The organism is Rhodococcus sp. H29-C3 (genome assembly GCF_030063405.1).
GTDB lineage: Bacteria > Actinomycetota > Actinomycetes > Mycobacteriales > Mycobacteriaceae > Rhodococcoides.
In genome coordinates this window covers 205,659-222,576 of sequence record NZ_JASITC010000005.1, presented here as the reverse complement: position 1 = coordinate 222,576, position 16,918 = coordinate 205,659, and the positions used below count along the sequence as shown (strand labels likewise).

The 16,918-nt window shown below is 62.6% G+C and carries 14 protein-coding genes and 1 riboswitch; of the genes, 2 read left to right on the top strand and 12 right to left on the bottom strand.

Translation table 11 applies throughout. The annotated features are described in order from the left end of the window. Nucleotides 1–19: 19 nt before the first annotated feature. The 11 genes from QMK32_RS14030 to mqo all read right to left on the bottom strand — a co-directional run bounded on the left by QMK32_RS14030 (nt 20) and on the right by mqo (nt 13,687). Nucleotides 20–1,522, bottom strand: a complete 1,503-nt coding sequence (locus tag QMK32_RS14030) for an MFS transporter (RefSeq protein ID WP_502943603.1) — start codon at nt 1,520–1,522, stop codon at nt 20–22. A gap of 11 nt (nt 1,523–1,533) precedes the next feature. Further along, nucleotides 1,534–2,751, bottom strand: coding sequence for a uroporphyrinogen-III C-methyltransferase (gene cobA, locus QMK32_RS14025; protein ID WP_502943602.1), 1,218 nt, complete (start codon nt 2,749–2,751; stop codon nt 1,534–1,536). Nucleotides 2,752–2,762: 11 nt separating this feature from the next. Next, nucleotides 2,763–4,445 carry an ABC-F family ATP-binding cassette domain-containing protein gene (locus QMK32_RS14020; RefSeq protein WP_283475661.1) on the bottom strand — a complete coding sequence of 561 codons (1,683 nt, stop codon included), beginning with the start codon at nt 4,443–4,445 and terminating at the stop codon, nt 2,763–2,765. Between the two features lie 16 nt (nt 4,446–4,461). Next, complete coding sequence (locus QMK32_RS14015) at nt 4,462–6,129, bottom strand: DUF7800 domain-containing protein (RefSeq protein WP_283475660.1); 1,668 nt, start codon at nt 6,127–6,129, stop codon at nt 4,462–4,464. A gap of 60 nt (nt 6,130–6,189) precedes the next feature. Further along, nucleotides 6,190–7,056: an LLM class F420-dependent oxidoreductase gene (locus QMK32_RS14010; protein WP_283475658.1), complete on the bottom strand. Its 867-nt coding sequence runs from the start codon at nt 7,054–7,056 to the stop codon at nt 6,190–6,192. 39 nt (nt 7,057–7,095) lie between these two features. After that, the gene (locus QMK32_RS14005) at nt 7,096–7,482 is read right to left on the bottom strand and encodes a cobalamin biosynthesis protein (protein WP_283475657.1); all 387 of its coding nucleotides are present in this window, start codon (nt 7,480–7,482) and stop codon (nt 7,096–7,098) included. After that, complete coding sequence (locus tag QMK32_RS14000) at nt 7,475–8,881, bottom strand: cobyrinic acid a,c-diamide synthase CobB (protein ID WP_283475656.1); 1,407 nt, start codon at nt 8,879–8,881, stop codon at nt 7,475–7,477. Before QMK32_RS14000 ends, QMK32_RS14005 begins: the two co-directional genes overlap by 8 nt. After that, entirely contained in the window at nt 8,875–9,495 is a 621-nt protein-coding gene (gene cobO, locus QMK32_RS13995; RefSeq protein ID WP_136169266.1) for a cob(I)yrinic acid a,c-diamide adenosyltransferase, read from the bottom strand. The genes QMK32_RS14000 and cobO overlap by 7 nt, the downstream gene beginning before the upstream one ends. An 11-nt stretch (nt 9,496–9,506) precedes the next feature. Next, nucleotides 9,507–11,441: a magnesium chelatase subunit D family protein gene (locus tag QMK32_RS13990; RefSeq protein ID WP_283475655.1), complete on the bottom strand. Its 1,935-nt coding sequence runs from the start codon at nt 11,439–11,441 to the stop codon at nt 9,507–9,509. 77 nt (nt 11,442–11,518) lie between these two features. Next, a riboswitch (adenosylcobalamin-variant (AdoCbl-variant) riboswitch) is annotated at nt 11,519–11,621 on the bottom strand. Between the two features lie 13 nt (nt 11,622–11,634). Next, nucleotides 11,635–12,138: a GNAT family N-acetyltransferase gene (locus QMK32_RS13985; RefSeq protein ID WP_269303551.1), complete on the bottom strand. Its 504-nt coding sequence runs from the start codon at nt 12,136–12,138 to the stop codon at nt 11,635–11,637. A gap of 13 nt (nt 12,139–12,151) precedes the next feature. Next, nucleotides 12,152–13,687, bottom strand: coding sequence for a malate dehydrogenase (quinone) (mqo, locus tag QMK32_RS13980; RefSeq protein ID WP_283475654.1), 1,536 nt, complete (start codon nt 13,685–13,687; stop codon nt 12,152–12,154). Nucleotides 13,688–13,848: 161 nt separating this feature from the next. Here mqo and QMK32_RS13975 point away from each other — a divergent pair, with 161 nt between their 5' ends. Both QMK32_RS13975 and mtr read left to right on the top strand, forming a co-directional pair. Continuing rightward, nucleotides 13,849–14,889, top strand: a complete 1,041-nt coding sequence (locus QMK32_RS13975; protein ID WP_283475653.1) for an alpha/beta hydrolase — start codon at nt 13,849–13,851, stop codon at nt 14,887–14,889. Beyond that, entirely contained in the window at nt 14,886–16,283 is a 1,398-nt protein-coding gene (gene mtr / locus QMK32_RS13970) for a mycothione reductase (RefSeq protein ID WP_269303546.1), read from the top strand. Before QMK32_RS13975 ends, mtr begins: the two co-directional genes overlap by 4 nt. Before the next feature lie 12 nt (nt 16,284–16,295). Here the strand turns inward: mtr and QMK32_RS13965 are convergent, their stop codons facing one another. After that, nucleotides 16,296–16,862 (bottom strand): alpha/beta fold hydrolase, encoded by a 567-nt coding sequence (locus QMK32_RS13965; RefSeq protein ID WP_283475650.1) that lies wholly within the window; start codon nt 16,860–16,862, stop codon nt 16,296–16,298. Nucleotides 16,863–16,918 lie beyond the last annotated feature (56 nt).

The following is a 16,918-nucleotide window of genomic DNA, read 5'->3' as shown; positions in this document are numbered from 1 at the left end:
GCGGACTGCGCATCGACGGCTACGTCGACAGCACATCTTCCTGCGCAGCCTGGGCTCGAGCAACCTGCTGCGGGGTGAACTTGATGAAGAACGCGGCGAGTCCCGCGACGACCGCAGCCACTGCACAGCAGAACAGGGCGAACATGTAACCGGAGCTCAGTGCATCGAGTTGGGTTTCGTTCATCAGGGTGGCCGGGCCGGTGGTTCCGCCGAGGGAGATTGTTCGCGAGGTGACCAATGCACCCACCACTGCCAGTGCAACGGGACCACCCAAGGTCTGAGCCACCAGAGCGATTGCTGTCAATGGGCCGATCTCGGTTGCGCGGACGCCGGCGATGGCACACAGCGGCAGCGGTATCGACGCCATACCGACGCCGAAGCCGATCCCGATGACCGGGAAAAAGATTCCAGGGAAGTACGACGAGTCTGCGTTCATCGTCGCGACCGAGAACAACAACCACCCCACCATGATGGCGCTGCCCGACATGACCAACCACCGGGGCTGTATCCGAACTACGAGCTTCGAGGTGATGAACGCTGCAGCACCCAAACCGAATGCGAACGGAACGAACGCCAGACCTGCGTTGAGTGGGCTGTAACCGAGGATGTCCTGGACGAAAAGCGCAACGAACGCAGCGAGGCAGAACATCACTCCGCCTGCGAAGAAGATCGCGACGAACGTGGCCACACGGTTCTTGTTCGCGAACAGAGAGAACGGCAACAGCGGGTTATCGGCCCTCCGCTCGACGACCAGGAACAGTCCGAGCAGTATCAGTCCGCCGAGCAGTGAGCCGATGACGAGCGGGCTCGACCACCCCAGTTCGGTTCCCTCACTCAAGGCAAGCACGACACCCGTGCAGCCGAGCGTGCCGAGGATCGCGCCGGGGAAATCGAGGGCAAGCCGAACGCCCGCAGTTTCCTTCAGCGACACCATGGCCAGAATGGCGATTGCAATGCCGATGGGCACGTTGATGAGGAAGATCCAGCGCCACGAAACCTGGGTCAGGGCGCCGCCGATGATGAGGCCTGCGATGGACCCGACGCCGGTCATCGCCGCATAGATCGCGATTGCTTGATTCCGAACCGGTCCGGGCGCAAAGGTCGTCGCTACCAAGGCGAACGCCGTCGGCGACGCTACTGCCGCTCCAACCCCCTGCAGGGCACGCGCAGCCACCAACGTTGCCTCGTTGATGGCCAACCCACAGAGAAGAGATGCCACGGTGAACAGGACGACGCCACCGAGGAACATTTTCTTTCGACCGAACGCATCACCGAGTCTTCCACCGAGAAGCATCAGTCCGCCGAAGGCCAATGCGTACGAGGTGAGAACCCAGTTGCGGCCGGCATCGCTCAAGCCCAGATCCGCCTGAAGTGGCGCCAACGCCAGGTTTGCCACCGTCCCGTCGAGAACCACCATCAGCTGAAGGCCGCTGAGCACGATGATCGCCAGGCCGAAAGCCCTGGTCGTCACCGGGTACACGATGTCCGTCGTGGGCGCTGCGGGCTGCGATTGGTCAGGCACGGGAGTTCACGTTACCGAGGGTCTACGGAGAAACCCGCAACGGTTCCAATTACGACAATTGCCGGTGGGCGAATTCCCTCTTCTTTCACGCGCCGGCCCACCGTCGCGAGATCGGCTCTGACCTCACGCTGAGTGCGCATCGTCCCCTCCTGCACTACCAGCACCGGCGTCGAGGCAGGTCGTCCACCTTCGATGAGCACCGCAGCGAATTTGTCGGTGCGTTCGACCGCCATCAGGAGCACGATCGTGCCCTTCAATCGTGCGAGCGCTCCCCAATCGACCAGTGAGTCGGGGTGTTCAGGGGCGAGGTGGCCGCTCACGACCACGAACTCGTGGGTGACGCCGCGGTGCGTTACCGGAACGCCTGCCGCCGACGGCACCGAAATCGCGCTTGTAATTCCGGGGACCACCGTCACCGGTATCCCGGCCTCGGCAAGTGCCTCCAATTCTTCGTATCCGCGACCGAACACGTACGGGTCGCCGCCCTTGAGGCGGACAACGAACTTGCCGGCCTTGGCTCCATCGATCAATGCTTGATTGATCGCCTCCTGTGCCATTGCGCGGCCATACGGAATCTTCGATGCATCGATGACCTCGACGTGTGGGCCCAATTCGGCAAGTAGCTCCGGTGGCGCCAGACGGTCGGCTACGACGATGTCGGCATACGCCAGGAGTCGGCGGCCGCGGACGGTGATCAGATCGGGATCTCCCGGACCTCCGCCGACGAGGGCCACGCCGGTCAGTGGAACGTGCGCCGAATCGGTGATCAGCCCCGACTGGAGAGCTTCGAGAACTGCGTTGCGCACCGATGCCGAGCGCCGGTGCTCACCGCCGGCCAAGACGCCGAGAGTGAGTCCGTCGTAATCCGCAGATGCCGGGGTGACGGCGGTTCCGTCTCGAGCGATGTCGGCGCGAACGCAGAAGATCCTCGACTTCTCGGCTTCGGCCACGATCGCTGCATTCGTCTCGGCCTCGTCGGTGCAGGCGATGGCGTACCAGGCTCCGTCGATGTCGCCAGGGGCGAAGTCACGCAGTTCCATCGTCACCTGACCAGCGGTTGCCATCGCTTCGACGGCCGGAGTCGCAACCCGGGTGATGACGTGCACTTCGGCGCCGGAAGAGATCAACAGGGGCAGTCGCCGCTGCGCGACGGTCCCGCCGCCGACCACAACGACGCGTTTGCCTGACAGATTCAGGCCGACGAGGTAGGGAGAATCAGTGGCATCCACGAGAGCAAACGCTACCGCGCCCGCGCGACTCGGGTTTCGTCCCATACTGGCTCGTCGGATTCGTAGACGTGACCGTCGGATCCGAAGACCAAGAACCGCTCGAAGCTGCGGGCGAACCAACGGTCGTGGGTGACCGCGATGACGGTCCCCTCGAATGCCGCGATGGCGTCTTGGAGGGAGTCCGCCGACATCAGATCGAGGTTGTCGGTGGGCTCGTCGAGAAGCAAGAGCGTCGCACCGGACAGCTCGAGCAACAGGATCTGAACGCGCGCTTGTTGGCCACCGGACAAGTTGTCGTAGAGCTGTTCGGCAGCACGGGCGAGTCCGTAGCGATCGAGTGCCCGACTCGCTGCCTCGCGACCCATGCCGTCACGATGCTCGTTGCCCAGGTGCAAAATGTCGAGCAAGGTGTTGCCGTTCAAGTCGGGACGGGTGTGGGTCTGAGCGAACAACCCGGGGCGCACGCGAGCGCCCAGAACTGCAGTCCCCGTGTGAGGGACCGGATCGAGGACGAGTTCGGTGACCGGTTCGTGCTCCCGTTCTGGATCGGTGCCTCCTGCGGCCAGCAACCGCAGAAAGTGCGACTTACCCGAACCGTTGGACCCGAGAACCGCGACTCGGTCACCGAACCAGACTTCGGCGTCGAACGGTTTCATGAGCGACGTCAGCTCCAGAGCGGTGCATACCAGCGCGCGTTTCGCGGTGCGACCGCCGTGCAGTCGTACCGTGACCTTCTGCTTGACCGGCACCGCTTCTGGTGGGCCGACGTCTTCGAACCGCGCAAGCCGCGTCTGGGCAGCGTGATAGCGGGCGGCGATACCGTCGTTGAACTTCGCTTTCTCCCGAAGGCGCAGGACGAGCGCACGGAGTTTGATGCGCTCTTCGTCCCACCGACGACGAAGCTCGTCGAGTCGGGCATTTCGATCCTCGCGAGCGTCGTAGTAAGTCTCGAACCCGGCGCCGTGCACCCATGAGGTCGCGCCGTTGACTCCCGGCTCGAGCGTGATGATCCGGGTCGCGGCGTTGGCGATGAGTTCACGATCGTGGCTGATGAAGAGGACCGACTTGTCGGACTCGCGAATGGTCTTCTCCAACCACCGTTTGCCCGGTACGTCCAGATAGTTGTCCGGCTCGTCGAGCAGTAGCAACTGATCCGGTCCTCCGAACAGGGCTTCGAGAACGAGACGCTTCTGTTCGCCGCCACTGAGAGTCGAAGCCGCACGCCACTTCGCCCGGTCGAACGACATCCCGAGCGCGGCCATCGTCGCCTTGTCCCAGAACGGCTCCAGGTCGTACCCGCCGACGTCGCCCCAATCCGACAGCGCGCTGGCGTATTTCAGTTGAGTCTTCTCGTTGTCGACGTCGATCATCGCGTTCTCGGCATCGTCGAGTGCTTTCGCTGCGGCACGGACCCCCGGCTGCGAAACGGACAACAGCAGATCCTGCACCGTCGAGTCGTCGCGCAACTGACCGACGAACTGGCGCATCACTCCGAGCGAACCCGAGCTGGCAACGTTTCCGTCGTCGGGTGCGAGATCTCCGGCCACGATCCGTGTCAGCGTGGTTTTTCCAGTGCCGTTCGGACCGATGAGAGCGGCCTTCGCGCCGTCTCCGACTCGAAAACCGACCCCGCTGAGCAATTGTCTGCCGTCGGGAAGAAAGTAGTCGATGTCGGTGAGTTCGAGGTGAGCCACGGGGACAAATCCTATGTCACGGCGCCAATACGATCTTTGCCGTTGTCGTCAGGATTTGCTTTCGGGCCGAATCGAGATGCGCATGCTCGACGCGGAGCCGCGCTGAATCTCCTTCCGTGGTGAGCAACATGACTCCGTTGTCGAACCATGGACCGGCCTTTGCTTCCCAGTGGACATCGTCCGGCCCCACGCGGGCAGCGCGGGCGAGCTTCTCCATCAGGGTTGCAACGGGCCGTTTGATGGCCAACCGGTTGACCGCCCGAATCGGCAGATTCAATGGGTTACGGAACGGCGACATCGTGAGTTGGTAGGTGGCCGGGACCTTCTTCCCCCCGACACCGAAGTCTGCACACGCTACATAGGAACAGTGCACGTCACCCGACAACCATAGGATGCTGGCCGGTGGATTCGTCGACCTGGACAGCTCGCGCGTCAGAGTTGCCATGTCCGAGAACGAATTACCGAACGCTGCCCAGTGCTCGAGATCGAGCGCGATACGCAGCTTCTCTGCTACCCGGGCCGCCCTCTTGCCCCAACTCCCCTGCGCTACAGCCTCGTTCCACTGTTCCAGGTGATGCAACGCGGGCAACATCAAGAACGGCAGGGAAGATCCGAACAGAAGATGTTTGGGCGAGCCTTCCAGCGCACGCTCTCGGACCCAGGTCCATTCGGCTTCGTCCACCATCGCCCGGTCGTTCGGGTCGAGATTGCGCGAGCAGCGAGAATCGATCATGAGCAGTCGGGTGTCGCCGAAGTCGCGGTAGAAGCTCCACCGTCCAGCCGCCGGGTCCCGATCGACCAGCAATGAGAAGTCCGAAAGTAGGCGTTCACGCGTGGCGTCGTCGGCGGCCGTTCGTACGGCCTCGTACAACTCGTCGCGCGCGAGTTCTTCGGGTGAGAGATTGCCCAGATGCTGATAGACCCAGTACGAGGAGAATGCACCGACCACGCGATCGTTCCACCACGGCCGGGTTTCTATGTCCTTTCGCCAGGACGCAGACGAGTTCCAGTCGTCACGCAGATCATGGTCGTCGAGAATCATGCACGACGGGACGCTGGCCAACAGCGTGCGCACCGGCTCGGCACCCCACGATTCGTGGTAGAGCCAGGAGTATTCCTCGAAATCGCAGATCTCGTTCTCGGCATCGGTACCCCGTGCGCTGTCAGGCCCTTGCCCGCCTTGCCGTCGCGCGTGGAGTCTTTCCAAGATTTCGGGTGACGGATCGTCTGCGTACACCTGGTCACCGAGTAACAGCAGCGCTTGCGGCCATTCCGAGGGATCTTGGGTGGACATTCGATTACCCAGACCGGCAAGCGCGTCGGCACCGATTCGACGGAGCGAGTCGTCACCGTAATTGTCACCCCGTCGACATGATCCGAATGCGAAGGTCACGGGGCCGACAGGATCTCCGGTGTGAACAGCCGAGGTCGCGCCCGATTCGGGCCAGATCCTCATGTCGTCGAACGTCACGTCGTACGTGATCGCGGTGTTCGCCGGCAGACCTGTCAGTGCGACCAATGCGTAGTGGTGGCCGTACACGCCCCAGGTGCGCGCTTCCCCCACCACTCCGACGGCGGTACGCACAGCCACTGTCCCGGGCACATCGAATTCGAACCAGAACGTCGCCGAGTCGACACCGACATAACGGACGAGTGGGCCGAGTACGAGCGAAGAAGACTTCATAGTGCCTACAGTGCCTGTACTCGGACGCTCACGCCACCGCTTACGGTCGCTACGGGCATCTCAGCTGTCCGCGACGGCCAATCGATCGGTCAACTTCACAGCGAGACGCTCGAGATATGCGAGGACCTCGGGCTCGGATCTGTCGGGCATTCCGTAGACCACTTCACTCACGCCCATTTCTTCCCATCTCGCCAGCTTCTCTGCGTCGGGCTTGAAGTCGAGCACGACTATGTATGGCGAACCGTCCCTACCGCCGTCGCGCCACAGCTGCTGGAGCCGAACGACCCTCGACTCGATATCCTGCTCACCGGGTGTGGTGATCCAACCGTCGGCCGACCGAACGATCCACGCAAAGTTCTTGTCGGTACCGGCAGCACCGACGAGCGTCGGGATATGGCGTCCCCCAGCGGGTTTCGGCCATGCCCAGCTCGGACCGAACTCGACGAACTCACCCGAGAACTCGGCCTGCTCCTGTGACCACAGTGCACGCATCGCGTCGAGATATTCACGGAGCATGGTCCGTCTCCTGGCAGGGGGCACTCCGTGATCTACCAATTCGTCGACGTTCCAACCGAACCCGACTCCCAAAACGACACGGCCACCACTGAGATGGTCGAGCGAGGCAATGGTTTTGGCAAGCGTAATCGGGTCGTGCTCCACCGGTATTGCGACAGCGGTGCCCAATGCGATTCGGTTCGTCACCGCAGACGCTGCGGCCAGCGACACCCACGGATCGAGAGTTCGGGAGTATCGATCGTCCGGTAACGAAGAATCACCCGTCTGCGGATGCGCCGCTTCACGCTTGACGGGGATGTGTGTGTGCTCCGGTACGTAGAACGAGTCGAATCCCAATCGCTCGCCCGCCGCGGCCGCGGCCGCAGGCGTTATTCCACGATCGGAGGTGAACAGAACGAGACCGAAGCGCATGCAACATTAGAACGTGTTCCACTCGGCCGCGCAAGGCTTCTATTCCTCGGGCACCGCTGCTAGCGCCACCGCAATGGTCACCGAACCCACCTTCGTCTTGCCCAGAATCAGCGTGCCTCCACCGCTTCCCAATAGTGCTGCGGCCTCTGCCACGCTCGGGGTCCCGACGGCGTCGTCGACCAGTAAGGACGGAGCCGGCACGACAACGGAAGCCAATTGCGCAGCCGTCCACACGCTCAGCGGCACTGAAAGCGAACGAGCAAAGGACTCCACTATGGCGTGCTTTCGATCCAGGGTCGCAACTGCGACCACGGTCCAGTGCGGCCTGGCGACAGAAGCGAACCCGACCGCGATATCGGAGCCCGTCGCAGCTGCCGTCGTGCCGACTCCGACGACGACCGATTCGGCGCGGCCCGATTCAGACATCGGCAGGCACGAACCGGTCACACGCCTCGACGAATCTCCGAACCGATCGAGGACTCCCCGCAGCGTGTGTATGCAAGTACGATGCATGAACACGGCCGTGGACGAACCCCTCTCGAACGATGCGTTTGCCGGCAGCTGCGCTCGGGTTCTGCCAACCCCACGCCGGTGTGAGTTCGGCCGCGAAGTCGACGAGCGCAGTCCGATGAAACTCGTGACCCGACACCCGAGTCTCCGCCTCGAACAACACCGAATCACCCAAGGCGACCGCATCGCGGTAGCCGAGTGTGAGCTGCGATCCGAACCGCGCTTCCGCATCGATGACTCCGGCCATCGCGTGGCCGTCGAGGGATCGCGCCAGGTACAGCAAACCTGCGCATTCTGCGTGGATCGGCAATCCGGCAGCCGATGCCCTGCGGATATCCGCCAGCAGAGACTCGTTCGACGCCAACTGCTCGGCATGTTCCTCCGGAAACCCGCCCGGTAGCACGACACCCGCCGTACGCTCCGGCAATCCGTCGGTGAGGGGATCGAACACCACCACCTCCGAACCCGCAGCACGCAACAGTTCCACATGCTCGGCGTAACCGAATGTGAAGGCGGGCCCCCCGGCCACGGCGACGACGGCTCCCGACCCGCTCGGCTCACCCACTTCGTCGATCGGATTCCAGGCGGTACCGGTGACCGACGATCTTGCCAACGCCCGGACGGCAGCCAGGTCGACGTGGTGTGTTACCAGTTCTGCCATTGCGTCCACTGCTGCGCCGGCTCGGCTCCCGTGTTCGAGCGCCGTGATCAGCCCCAGGTGCCGTGACGGGACCGCCAGTTCCGACATCCGCGGTAGTGACCCGAGAACGGGAACACCGACACGCTCACACGCCTGACGCAGAACTTCTTCGTGCCTCGGGCTGCCGACGCGATTCAAGATCACTCCACCGATCCGCACCGACGGGTCGAACGTCGAGAAACCGTGCAGCACAGCGGCAAGACTTTGACTGTGGCCGCGTGCATCGACGACGAGGACGACCGGTGCGCCGAGCATCGCGGCCACCGCTGCTGTCGACCCCTCCGCGGAAGCCTGTCCGGCACCCGTCATGTCGATCTTGCCGTCGAAGAGACCCATGACTCCCTCGACGATCGCGATGTCGCATCCGGCACTCCCATGGAGGAAGAGCGGACCTATGCGCTCTCGCCCCACCATCACTGCATCGAGATTGCGACCCGGCAAACCCGTTGCCAGAGAGTGGTATCCAGGATCGATATAGTCCGGACCCACCTTGAACGGCGCTACCCGGTCCCCCATGGCACGAAGAGCAGCCATCATCCCGGTGGCAACCGTCGTTTTTCCGCTACCCGATGCGGGCGCAGCGATCACGACGGCGGGAGCGGGACGGCTCACCATTCGATACCGCGCTGACCTTTTCGGCCCGCATCCATCGGATGCTTGACCTTGGTCATTTCGGTGACGAGATCGGCGGCGTCGATCAGCGCCTGCGGTGCATCACGTCCGGTGACGACGACGTGTTGGTTACCCGGTCGGTTCACGAGCACCTCGACGACCTCGTCGATGTCGACCCACCCCCACTTGAGTGGGTAGGTGAATTCGTCCAACACGTAGAAGCGGTGTGTCTCCTCGCTCAATCTCCGAGAGATTTCGGCCCAGCCTTCAGCAGCTGCGGCGGCGTGGTCGACATCGGAACCCTTCTTACGCGTCCAGGACCACCCCTCGCCCATCTTGTGCCACTCGACGGCCCCACCAGTGCCCTGCGTCTCATGCAATTCGCCGAGCAGTTTGAACGTCGATTCCTCGCCGACCTTCCATTTCGCACTCTTCACGAACTGGAACACTCCGACGTCGAATCCTTGATTCCACGCGCGAAGTGCCATCCCGAAGGCCGCCGTCGACTTGCCCTTGCCCGGACCGGTGTGCACTGCGAGAAGTGCTTGATTGCGGCGCTGACGCGTCGTCAGGCCGTCGTCGGGAACTGTTCCCGCAAGTGGTACTCCCTGTGGCATTACTCGTCCTCTCAGGCCGCTGCGCGGACGACGGCAGCAACGTGCTCTGCAGAAAGGTCGGCGAGCCGCACGTAGCCACCCTGTAAATGCCCGGCGAAATCGGCTGCCAGTCCGAGGCGAACCATGCCCGATTCGCAATCCACGACGACCGAAGCAGTGCCGTCGGCGGCCAGACGCGACGCAGCGATACGTGCGCGCCCGACCGGATCGATACCGCCCGTCGCTCGCCCGTCCGTCATCGCGACGACGAGCGCACGGCGCAACGGATCTCTGACCTTCTCTCGAAGGACGACCTCGCGGGCCCGCAGAAAGCCTTGTGCCAGTGGCGACTTGCCACCGGTCTTCATTCTGCGCAAGCGTGTGACTGCGACGTCGACGCTCGACGTCGGCGGAAGAACCAACTCGGCTTCACACCCTCGAACAGTGATCACCGCAACCTTGTCGCGCCGCTGGTATGCATCGCGCAGTAGCGACAGCACTGCTCCAGTCACGGCGGACAACCGATCGCGGGCGGCCATCGATCCAGATGCGTCGACAACGAACACGATGAGGTTGCCTTCTCGACCTTCACGAATCGCCCCGCGTAGGTCCGCAGGCTCGAGTCGGAACTTTCCGGATGTTCGTCCGCGCGCGACTTGATCCTCGGCTGCCGCGAACAATGTCCCGATGAGGTGAAGTCCCTTGCCACGCTCGGTGGTCGGGCGCACGACCCGCCCCTGCGCAGCACGCGACCGGGAGCGACGCCCGGGTGCTCCCTCGCCGACGCCGGGAACTTCCATCAACCGCGCGCGAAACTGCGATCCGGGCGTTGCGGCATCTCGGTCACGAGATCCGTTGCCGGACGGTGGATCCGCCTGGTCCGGTGTCGGTGCACCGCCCCCGTCGTCATCCGGGTCCGGTCCTGAAACGGTTGGATCGGGATCGGTTGGATCGTCGGACTCCTGGCCGGAATCCGATTTCGGGGAGTCTGCCTGTGCGGAGTCTGCCTGTTCTGCAGCATCGCGCATGGCATCGTCGAGTGCACTCTCGTCGATACCCGGCTCGTCGAACGGGTCACGCCTGCGCCGATGGGGCAATGCCAATTCCGCAGCGACCCGCACGTCCGACTCCTCGACCTTCGGGGAACCTCGCCATGCCGCGTGTGCCGACGCGGTTCTTGCCACTACGAGGTCCGCTCGCATCCCGTCGACGTCGAACGATGCACACAACGCAGCAATTCGACGAAGTTCGGTGTCGTCGAGCTCCACCTGATCGAGTACGACTCGAGCCGCGACGATGTGTGCGGCGATGTCCGCGTCCTCGTCGGCGTAGTGAGCAGCAAACGCACGGGGGTCGCGCTCGTAGTTCAGCCGACGTCGTACGACGTCCATTCGGATGTCGACGTCACGTGAGGCAGCGACCTCTACGGCGAGCCCGAAGCGATCCAACAACTGTGGTCGAAGTTCGCCCTCTTCAGGATTCATGGTTCCCACGAGGACGAATTGCGCGGGATGGGAATGTGAAACCCCGTCGCGTTCGATATGGACGCGCCCCATCGCAGCCGCGTCGAGCAGAACGTCGACCAGGTGATCATGCAGAAGATTCACCTCGTCGACGTACAGCACACCCCGATGAGCGGCGGCCAACAGTCCCGGCTGAAATGCACGTTCTCCGTCTCGAAGCACCTTCTCCAGATCGAGCGATCCGACCACGCGGTCCTCGGTCGCGCCGACCGGAAGCTCTACCAGTCGGGCCGGCCGTGTCACGCCATCGTCCTCGATGTCCGGAAGCAGCGTCGCGAGTGCACGTACGACAGTGGACTTCGCCGTCCCCTTTTCACCGCGGACGAGAACACCACCGATTCCTGGGTGCACCGCACACAGGATCAACGACAATCGAAGCTGGTCTTGGCCGACTATCGCGCTGAACGGATAACCGGGTTCTGAAGATCCAACGGCCTGCTGCACTTTCGATCCCCTTCATTCCTCGGTTTCCGCGCCGAGGACTTTCGATGCCCACCGAAGAAGTGGACAAAGTAGTTTCGATGCTGTGCGGTGATCTGGCTCACGAGGCTGCCGACAATCGGCCTACTCGTACACAGTGGCGGGACCGCGCCTGAATCACACAGGACTTCCCCGCATCAGCTCCGTTGGTCGAACCCTACCGTCGTTCGACGTTACTGCCGCCCGACGCCTCGCCCCAGGGGGTTCCGCCGCCACGACGCATGGGCGTATGCGGAATTCCGTCTTCGAGAACTTCCTCACCGTCGGGCAGGAAGCCGTGTTTCGCGTACATGTCCACCAGGTAGCTCTGTGCATTGATACGACACGGAGAGGAGCCGACCTCGGCAAGTGCAGCGCGCAGGATGCGCGTGGTGTGCCCCTGCCCCCGCGCCGACCGCTGCGTGCACAGCCGCCCGATGCGGAAGGCCTTCTCGCCGTCGTCGTGCTCCTCGAGCAGACGCAGTGTGCACACCACTTCGCCGTCACGTTCGAGCCAGAAATGCCTCGTCTCGGTGAGCAGGTCTCGACCGTCGAGTTCGGGGTAGGCGCACGCCTGCTCGACGACGAAAACCTCGACACGCAGCTTCAACAGGTCGTACAAGGTCTTGTTGGACAGGTCCAAAGCCCAGGAGCGCTTGAGGGCAGCAGCTTGCGTAGTCATAGGCCTGTTGCTATCACAGGCCGGTGCGCTGTGCGAGTTGGGAGGACTCGTCCAGCTCGAGCGCACGCGAGGTCCAGTCGAAAATCTCGCGGAACAGTGAACGATCCTCGGCCAACTTGACTCCGAGCGAAGGCACTATCTCCTTGAGCTTGGGCTGCCATGCCTCGTAGCGGTCTCCGAAGCATCGCTGCAACACATCGAGCATCGCCGGTACCGCAGTGGAAGCACCAGGCGATGCACCGAGCAGTCCCGCGATCGTCCCGTCTGCAGCGTTGATCACCGCGGTGCCGAACTCGAGAACTCCGCCGCGGCCCTTCTTTCGAATCACCTGGACTCGCTGCCCGGCGGTGACGATCTCCCAGTCCTTGTCGAGAACCTTGGGTGCGAACTCGCGAAGCGTTTCCACGCGATCGGCCTGCGACTGCGACAGTTCGCTCAGTAGGTACTTCACGAGTCCGAGCTCGGTGACGCCCACGCCGAGCATCGACATCAAGTTCCCCGGCTTGACCGACGAAGGTAGATCGGTCAGCTTTCCTTCCTTGAGGAACTTCGGCGACCATCCTGCGTACGGACCGAAGAGCAAACCGGGCTTGCCCCCGATGACACGTGTATCGAGGTGTGGCACCGACATCGGGGGCGCACCGACCGAGGCCTTGCCGTACACCTTGGCCGAGTGCCGCTCGATGAGCTCGGGGTTGGTGCAGCGCAGCCACTCACCGCTGACCGGGAACCCTCCGAAGCCCTTGATCTCGCTGATGCCCGACTTCTGGAGCAGATGCAAAGCACCGCCACCCGCGCCGACGAACACGAACTTGGCGTTGACCGTCTTTTTGGATCCGGTGCGAAGGTTTGCCACCTTGACGTCCCACGTTCCGTCCGACTGCTTCGAGATGTTGCGCACGTCGTTTCCGAAGTGCACGGTGGCGCCGGCCCCGGAGAGGTAGTTCAGAAGTTGGCGTGTGAGCGCACCGAAGTCGACGTCGGTTCCGTTGTCGCTCCAGTTGAGCGCGACGGGATCGGAGAAGTCGCGACCCGCACCCATGAGCGGAAGTCGACGCGTGAACTCGTCCGGACTGTCGATGTACTCCATACCTTCGAACAGTGGATTCGAAGCCAGGGCGTCGTATCGAGCCTTCAAGTACTTGGTGTTGTCCTCACCATGAACGAAGCTCACGTGCGGGATCGGATTGATGAAGTTCTTCGCGTCGCTCAGTATGCCCGTTTCCAGGCTGTGCGCCCAGAACTGACGAGAGACCTGGAACTGCTCGTTGACGTTGAGCGCCTTGGCGATGTCGACGGAACCGTCTTTGTTCTGCGGCGTGTAGTTGAGCTCGCACAGCGCGGAATGGCCGGTGCCGGCGTTGTTCCATGCGTCACTGCTTTCGGCGGCAGCGGCGTCGAGTCGCTCGTACACATCGATCGACCAATCGGGTTCCAACTGTCGAAGCAGTGCCCCGAGAGTTGCGCTCATGATTCCGGCGCCGACGAGCACCACATCGGTTTTCACTCGCTTGACCTGCTCTTGATTCGAGCGCTGTTCATTTGACACTGGAGATCGACTTCCTTGTTCGTGAGTACTCGCGTGAGGAAACTCTGCTCAGGTGACGGCTACATTACCCGGCCGTAGATACCCGACTCGAAGCGCTTTCAAGCCCTTCTTCGATTGTGCTCTCGAAGTGCGCTTTGCACCTGCTACTACAGTTGTGATCTGTGACTACCTGGGTACCTGATGTCCTCGGCGATGGCTACGAGCAGACCACCATCCGCCTCGGTGAAGATCCGGACGGTGAAGGGCAGGTCGAGGCGACTCTCGTTCGATACCAACCCGCAGATGCTCCGTCCTTCGATCGAGCGGTGATCTACGTCCATGGCTTCACCGACTATTTCTTCCAACAGCACCTGGCCGAACATTTCGCAGCCAAAGGTTATGCGTTCTACGCGCTGGACCTGCGTAAATGCGGAAGGTCTCTGTGTGAAGGCCAGACACCGCACTTCGTGACGGATCTGGCGTTCTACGACGACGAGTTGAACGAAGCGCTCTCGCTGGTTCGCAGGGAGCCGAGCGGCAAGTCGGTGTTGCTCCTCGCTCATTCCACGGGCGGGCTGATTCTTCCTTTGTGGCTCGATCGCTTGAACCGTCAGGACGGCGGCACCACCGGCCTCGGTATCGACGGTGTCATCCTGAACAGCCCTTGGTTCGACCTTCAGGGCCCCGCGGCGGTCCGTAGCGTCGGCACAACCGCGATCGGCGTCATCGGCAAAGTCAAGGCCAAGACGGCGTTGCCCGGTATGGGTCTGGACACCTATGGCCTCTCGCTTGCTGCCTCCGAGCACGGTGAGTGGGACTACAACCTTGACTGGAAGCCGCTGTCCGGCTTCCCCATCACGTTCGGCTGGATCCGCGCGATCCGTCACGGGCATGCAAAGCTGCATCGAGGTCTCGACATCGGCATTCCTTCGCTGATTCTACGATCGAAAGTGACGCACTTCTCCCGCAAGTACAGTTCCGAGATCGACGCTGCCGATGCGGTGCTCGATGTTCGTCAAATCGCGCGCTGGGCAGGCTGCCTGGGCGATCGTACGACGATCGTCCCCATCGAGGGCGCCCGCCACGACGTCTTTCTTTCACAGGACGTACCGCGGGCACGGGCACTCGGCGAGGTCGACGAGTGGCTCGAGTGGTTGCATCGAAGTGAGCACATCGAACGAGATTCCGGACGAAACCACAACGAGCTAGGGACAATTTCGTGAGCAGTCAGGCAACCGGTCGTCATTTCGACATCGCGATCATAGGATCAGGTTCGGGCAACTCCATCGCCGACGAGCAGTTCTCGGACAAGACGGTGGCAATTTTCGAAGAGCATTCACCGTTCGGAGGCACCTGCCTCAACGTCGGTTGCATCCCGACGAAGATGTTCGTCTACGCGGCCGAGGTCGCGCAGACGATCCGAGATTCGGCACGCTACGGAATCGACTCCTCGATCGATCGCGTCCGCTGGTCCGACATAGTCGGCCGGGTGTTCGGACGTATCGACCCCATGTCCGAGGGCGGCAAGAACTACCGCGAGAGCGGTAGCCGGAACGTCACCCTGTTCTCCAGCCACGCGTCGTTCGTCGGGCCCCGCACGATCGACACCGGCGCCGGCGAAGTGATCACCGCCGACCAGGTCGTCATCGCCGCTGGATCCAGGCCGGTTGTGCCTCAGCAGATACTCGACAGCGGCGTGCCGTTTCATACCAACGACGACGTCATGCGACTGCCCGAGTTACCGGAGCATCTCGTCATCCTCGGATCAGGCTATATAGCAGCAGAATTCGCGCATGTGTTCGGCGCGCTCGGATCCACAGTGTCGATCGTCGCCCGCAAGGGCGCACTGCTGCGCGGTCTCGACACAGACATATCGGATCGATTCACCGAACACGCCCAGAAGAACTGGGACGTCCATCTCGATTCCGGCGAGGCAAAGGCGATCTCCGAGGGCGACAACGTCGGTCTCGAACTCTCCGACGGCACCCGAATCCTCGGCGACGCTCTACTCGTCGCCGTCGGACGCGTGCCCAACGGAGATCGCCTCGACGTGGAAAAGGCCGGTGTCGAACTCGAAGAGGACGGTCGAGTTCGAGTCGACGAATACGGTCGCACGAGTGCCGAGGGCGTCTTCGCACTCGGTGACGTCTCGTCCGCTTTTCAACTCAAACACGTTGCCAACCACGAAGCGCGCGTAGTGCAACACAATCTGCTGCACAATGCCTGGCAGGACACGACGAACCTATGGAAGCACGACCACCGGTTCGTGCCCGCGGCCGTATTCACGCATCCTCAGATCGCCGAGGTCGGCCTCACCGAGGATCAGGCTCGCAGTGCAGGCCTCGACATCACCGTCAAGATCCAAAACTACGGTGACGTCGCGTATGGCTGGGCAATGGAGGACCAAGAAGGCTTCTGCAAGATCATTGCGGAAAAGAAGACCGGCCGCATACTGGGCGCTCATGTCCTCGGCGCTCAGGCACCGACGGTCATTCAGCCGCTCATCCAAGCCATGAGTTTCGGAACCTCGGCCCTCGACATGGCTCGCGGACAGTACTGGATTCACCCTGGCCTGCCCGAAGTGGTCGAGAACGCACTGCTCGGTCTCGACGTGTGAGGGTGCTCCGCATCACCAAGGGTTGGTGCGGAGCGCGATTTCGGTAGCAAGTTCGGCTGTTGCATCGCTCGGGATGTTGCCCACACCGTCGAGCTGGACGACCCTGAAGTCCGAATAGACCAACCTTCCGCTGCCGTCCGCACTCGCTCGTTTCAGCGAACTGCCGATCACGATCGTGGTCGGCAGTTCGACGGGCGAGCAGTCCGAAGCGCGGACGACCCCATCCTGATCTGCGACGGCCGGGTGACCGCGGTCGCATGCGACAAGGCTCGCGAATCGGCCGAATGTTCGGGCCGCCAGCGTCCACGCCAGTTCAGCGCCCTCTCGATTGCCGACGAGGTGCACCCAGGGCAACGACAGTTCGTCGAGTATTGCCACCATGGCATCGCCGTCGAGCCCTCGCGCATCCTCCACTGCAACGGTTTTCAGGTCGGAATTGTGCAGACGCTCGGATACTCCGTCGAATACGTCGGGGCGATCATCCAGACCCGGAAGCAACAGCACGACATGCCTGGATTCCGGTCCGGCGATACGCACCGTGCGAGTCCCGCCGGCCGTCGATACCTGCTTGTACTCCATGGGATAGGACGCTACTGCACGTCCTATCGGAAACATTCGCAACCGCCGAGGCATTG

Coding starts and splice junctions, on each gene's coding strand:
- QMK32_RS14015 (WP_283475660.1), bottom strand. CDS start 6,129: ATGAAGTCTTCTTCGCTCGTACTCGGCCCACTCGTCCGTTATGTCGGT.
- QMK32_RS14005 (WP_283475657.1), bottom strand. CDS start 7,482: ATGTCTGAATCGGGCCGCGCCGAATCGGTCGTCGTCGGAGTCGGCACG.
- QMK32_RS13965 (WP_283475650.1), bottom strand. CDS start 16,862: ATGGAGTACAAGCAGGTATCGACGGCCGGCGGGACTCGCACGGTGCGT.
- QMK32_RS14000 (WP_283475656.1), bottom strand. CDS start 8,881: ATGGTGAGCCGTCCCGCTCCCGCCGTCGTGATCGCTGCGCCCGCATCG.
- cobO (WP_136169266.1), bottom strand. CDS start 9,495: ATGCCACAGGGAGTACCACTTGCGGGAACAGTTCCCGACGACGGCCTG.
- QMK32_RS13985 (WP_269303551.1), bottom strand. CDS start 12,138: ATGACTACGCAAGCTGCTGCCCTCAAGCGCTCCTGGGCTTTGGACCTG.
- QMK32_RS14010 (WP_283475658.1), bottom strand. CDS start 7,056: ATGCGCTTCGGTCTCGTTCTGTTCACCTCCGATCGTGGAATAACGCCT.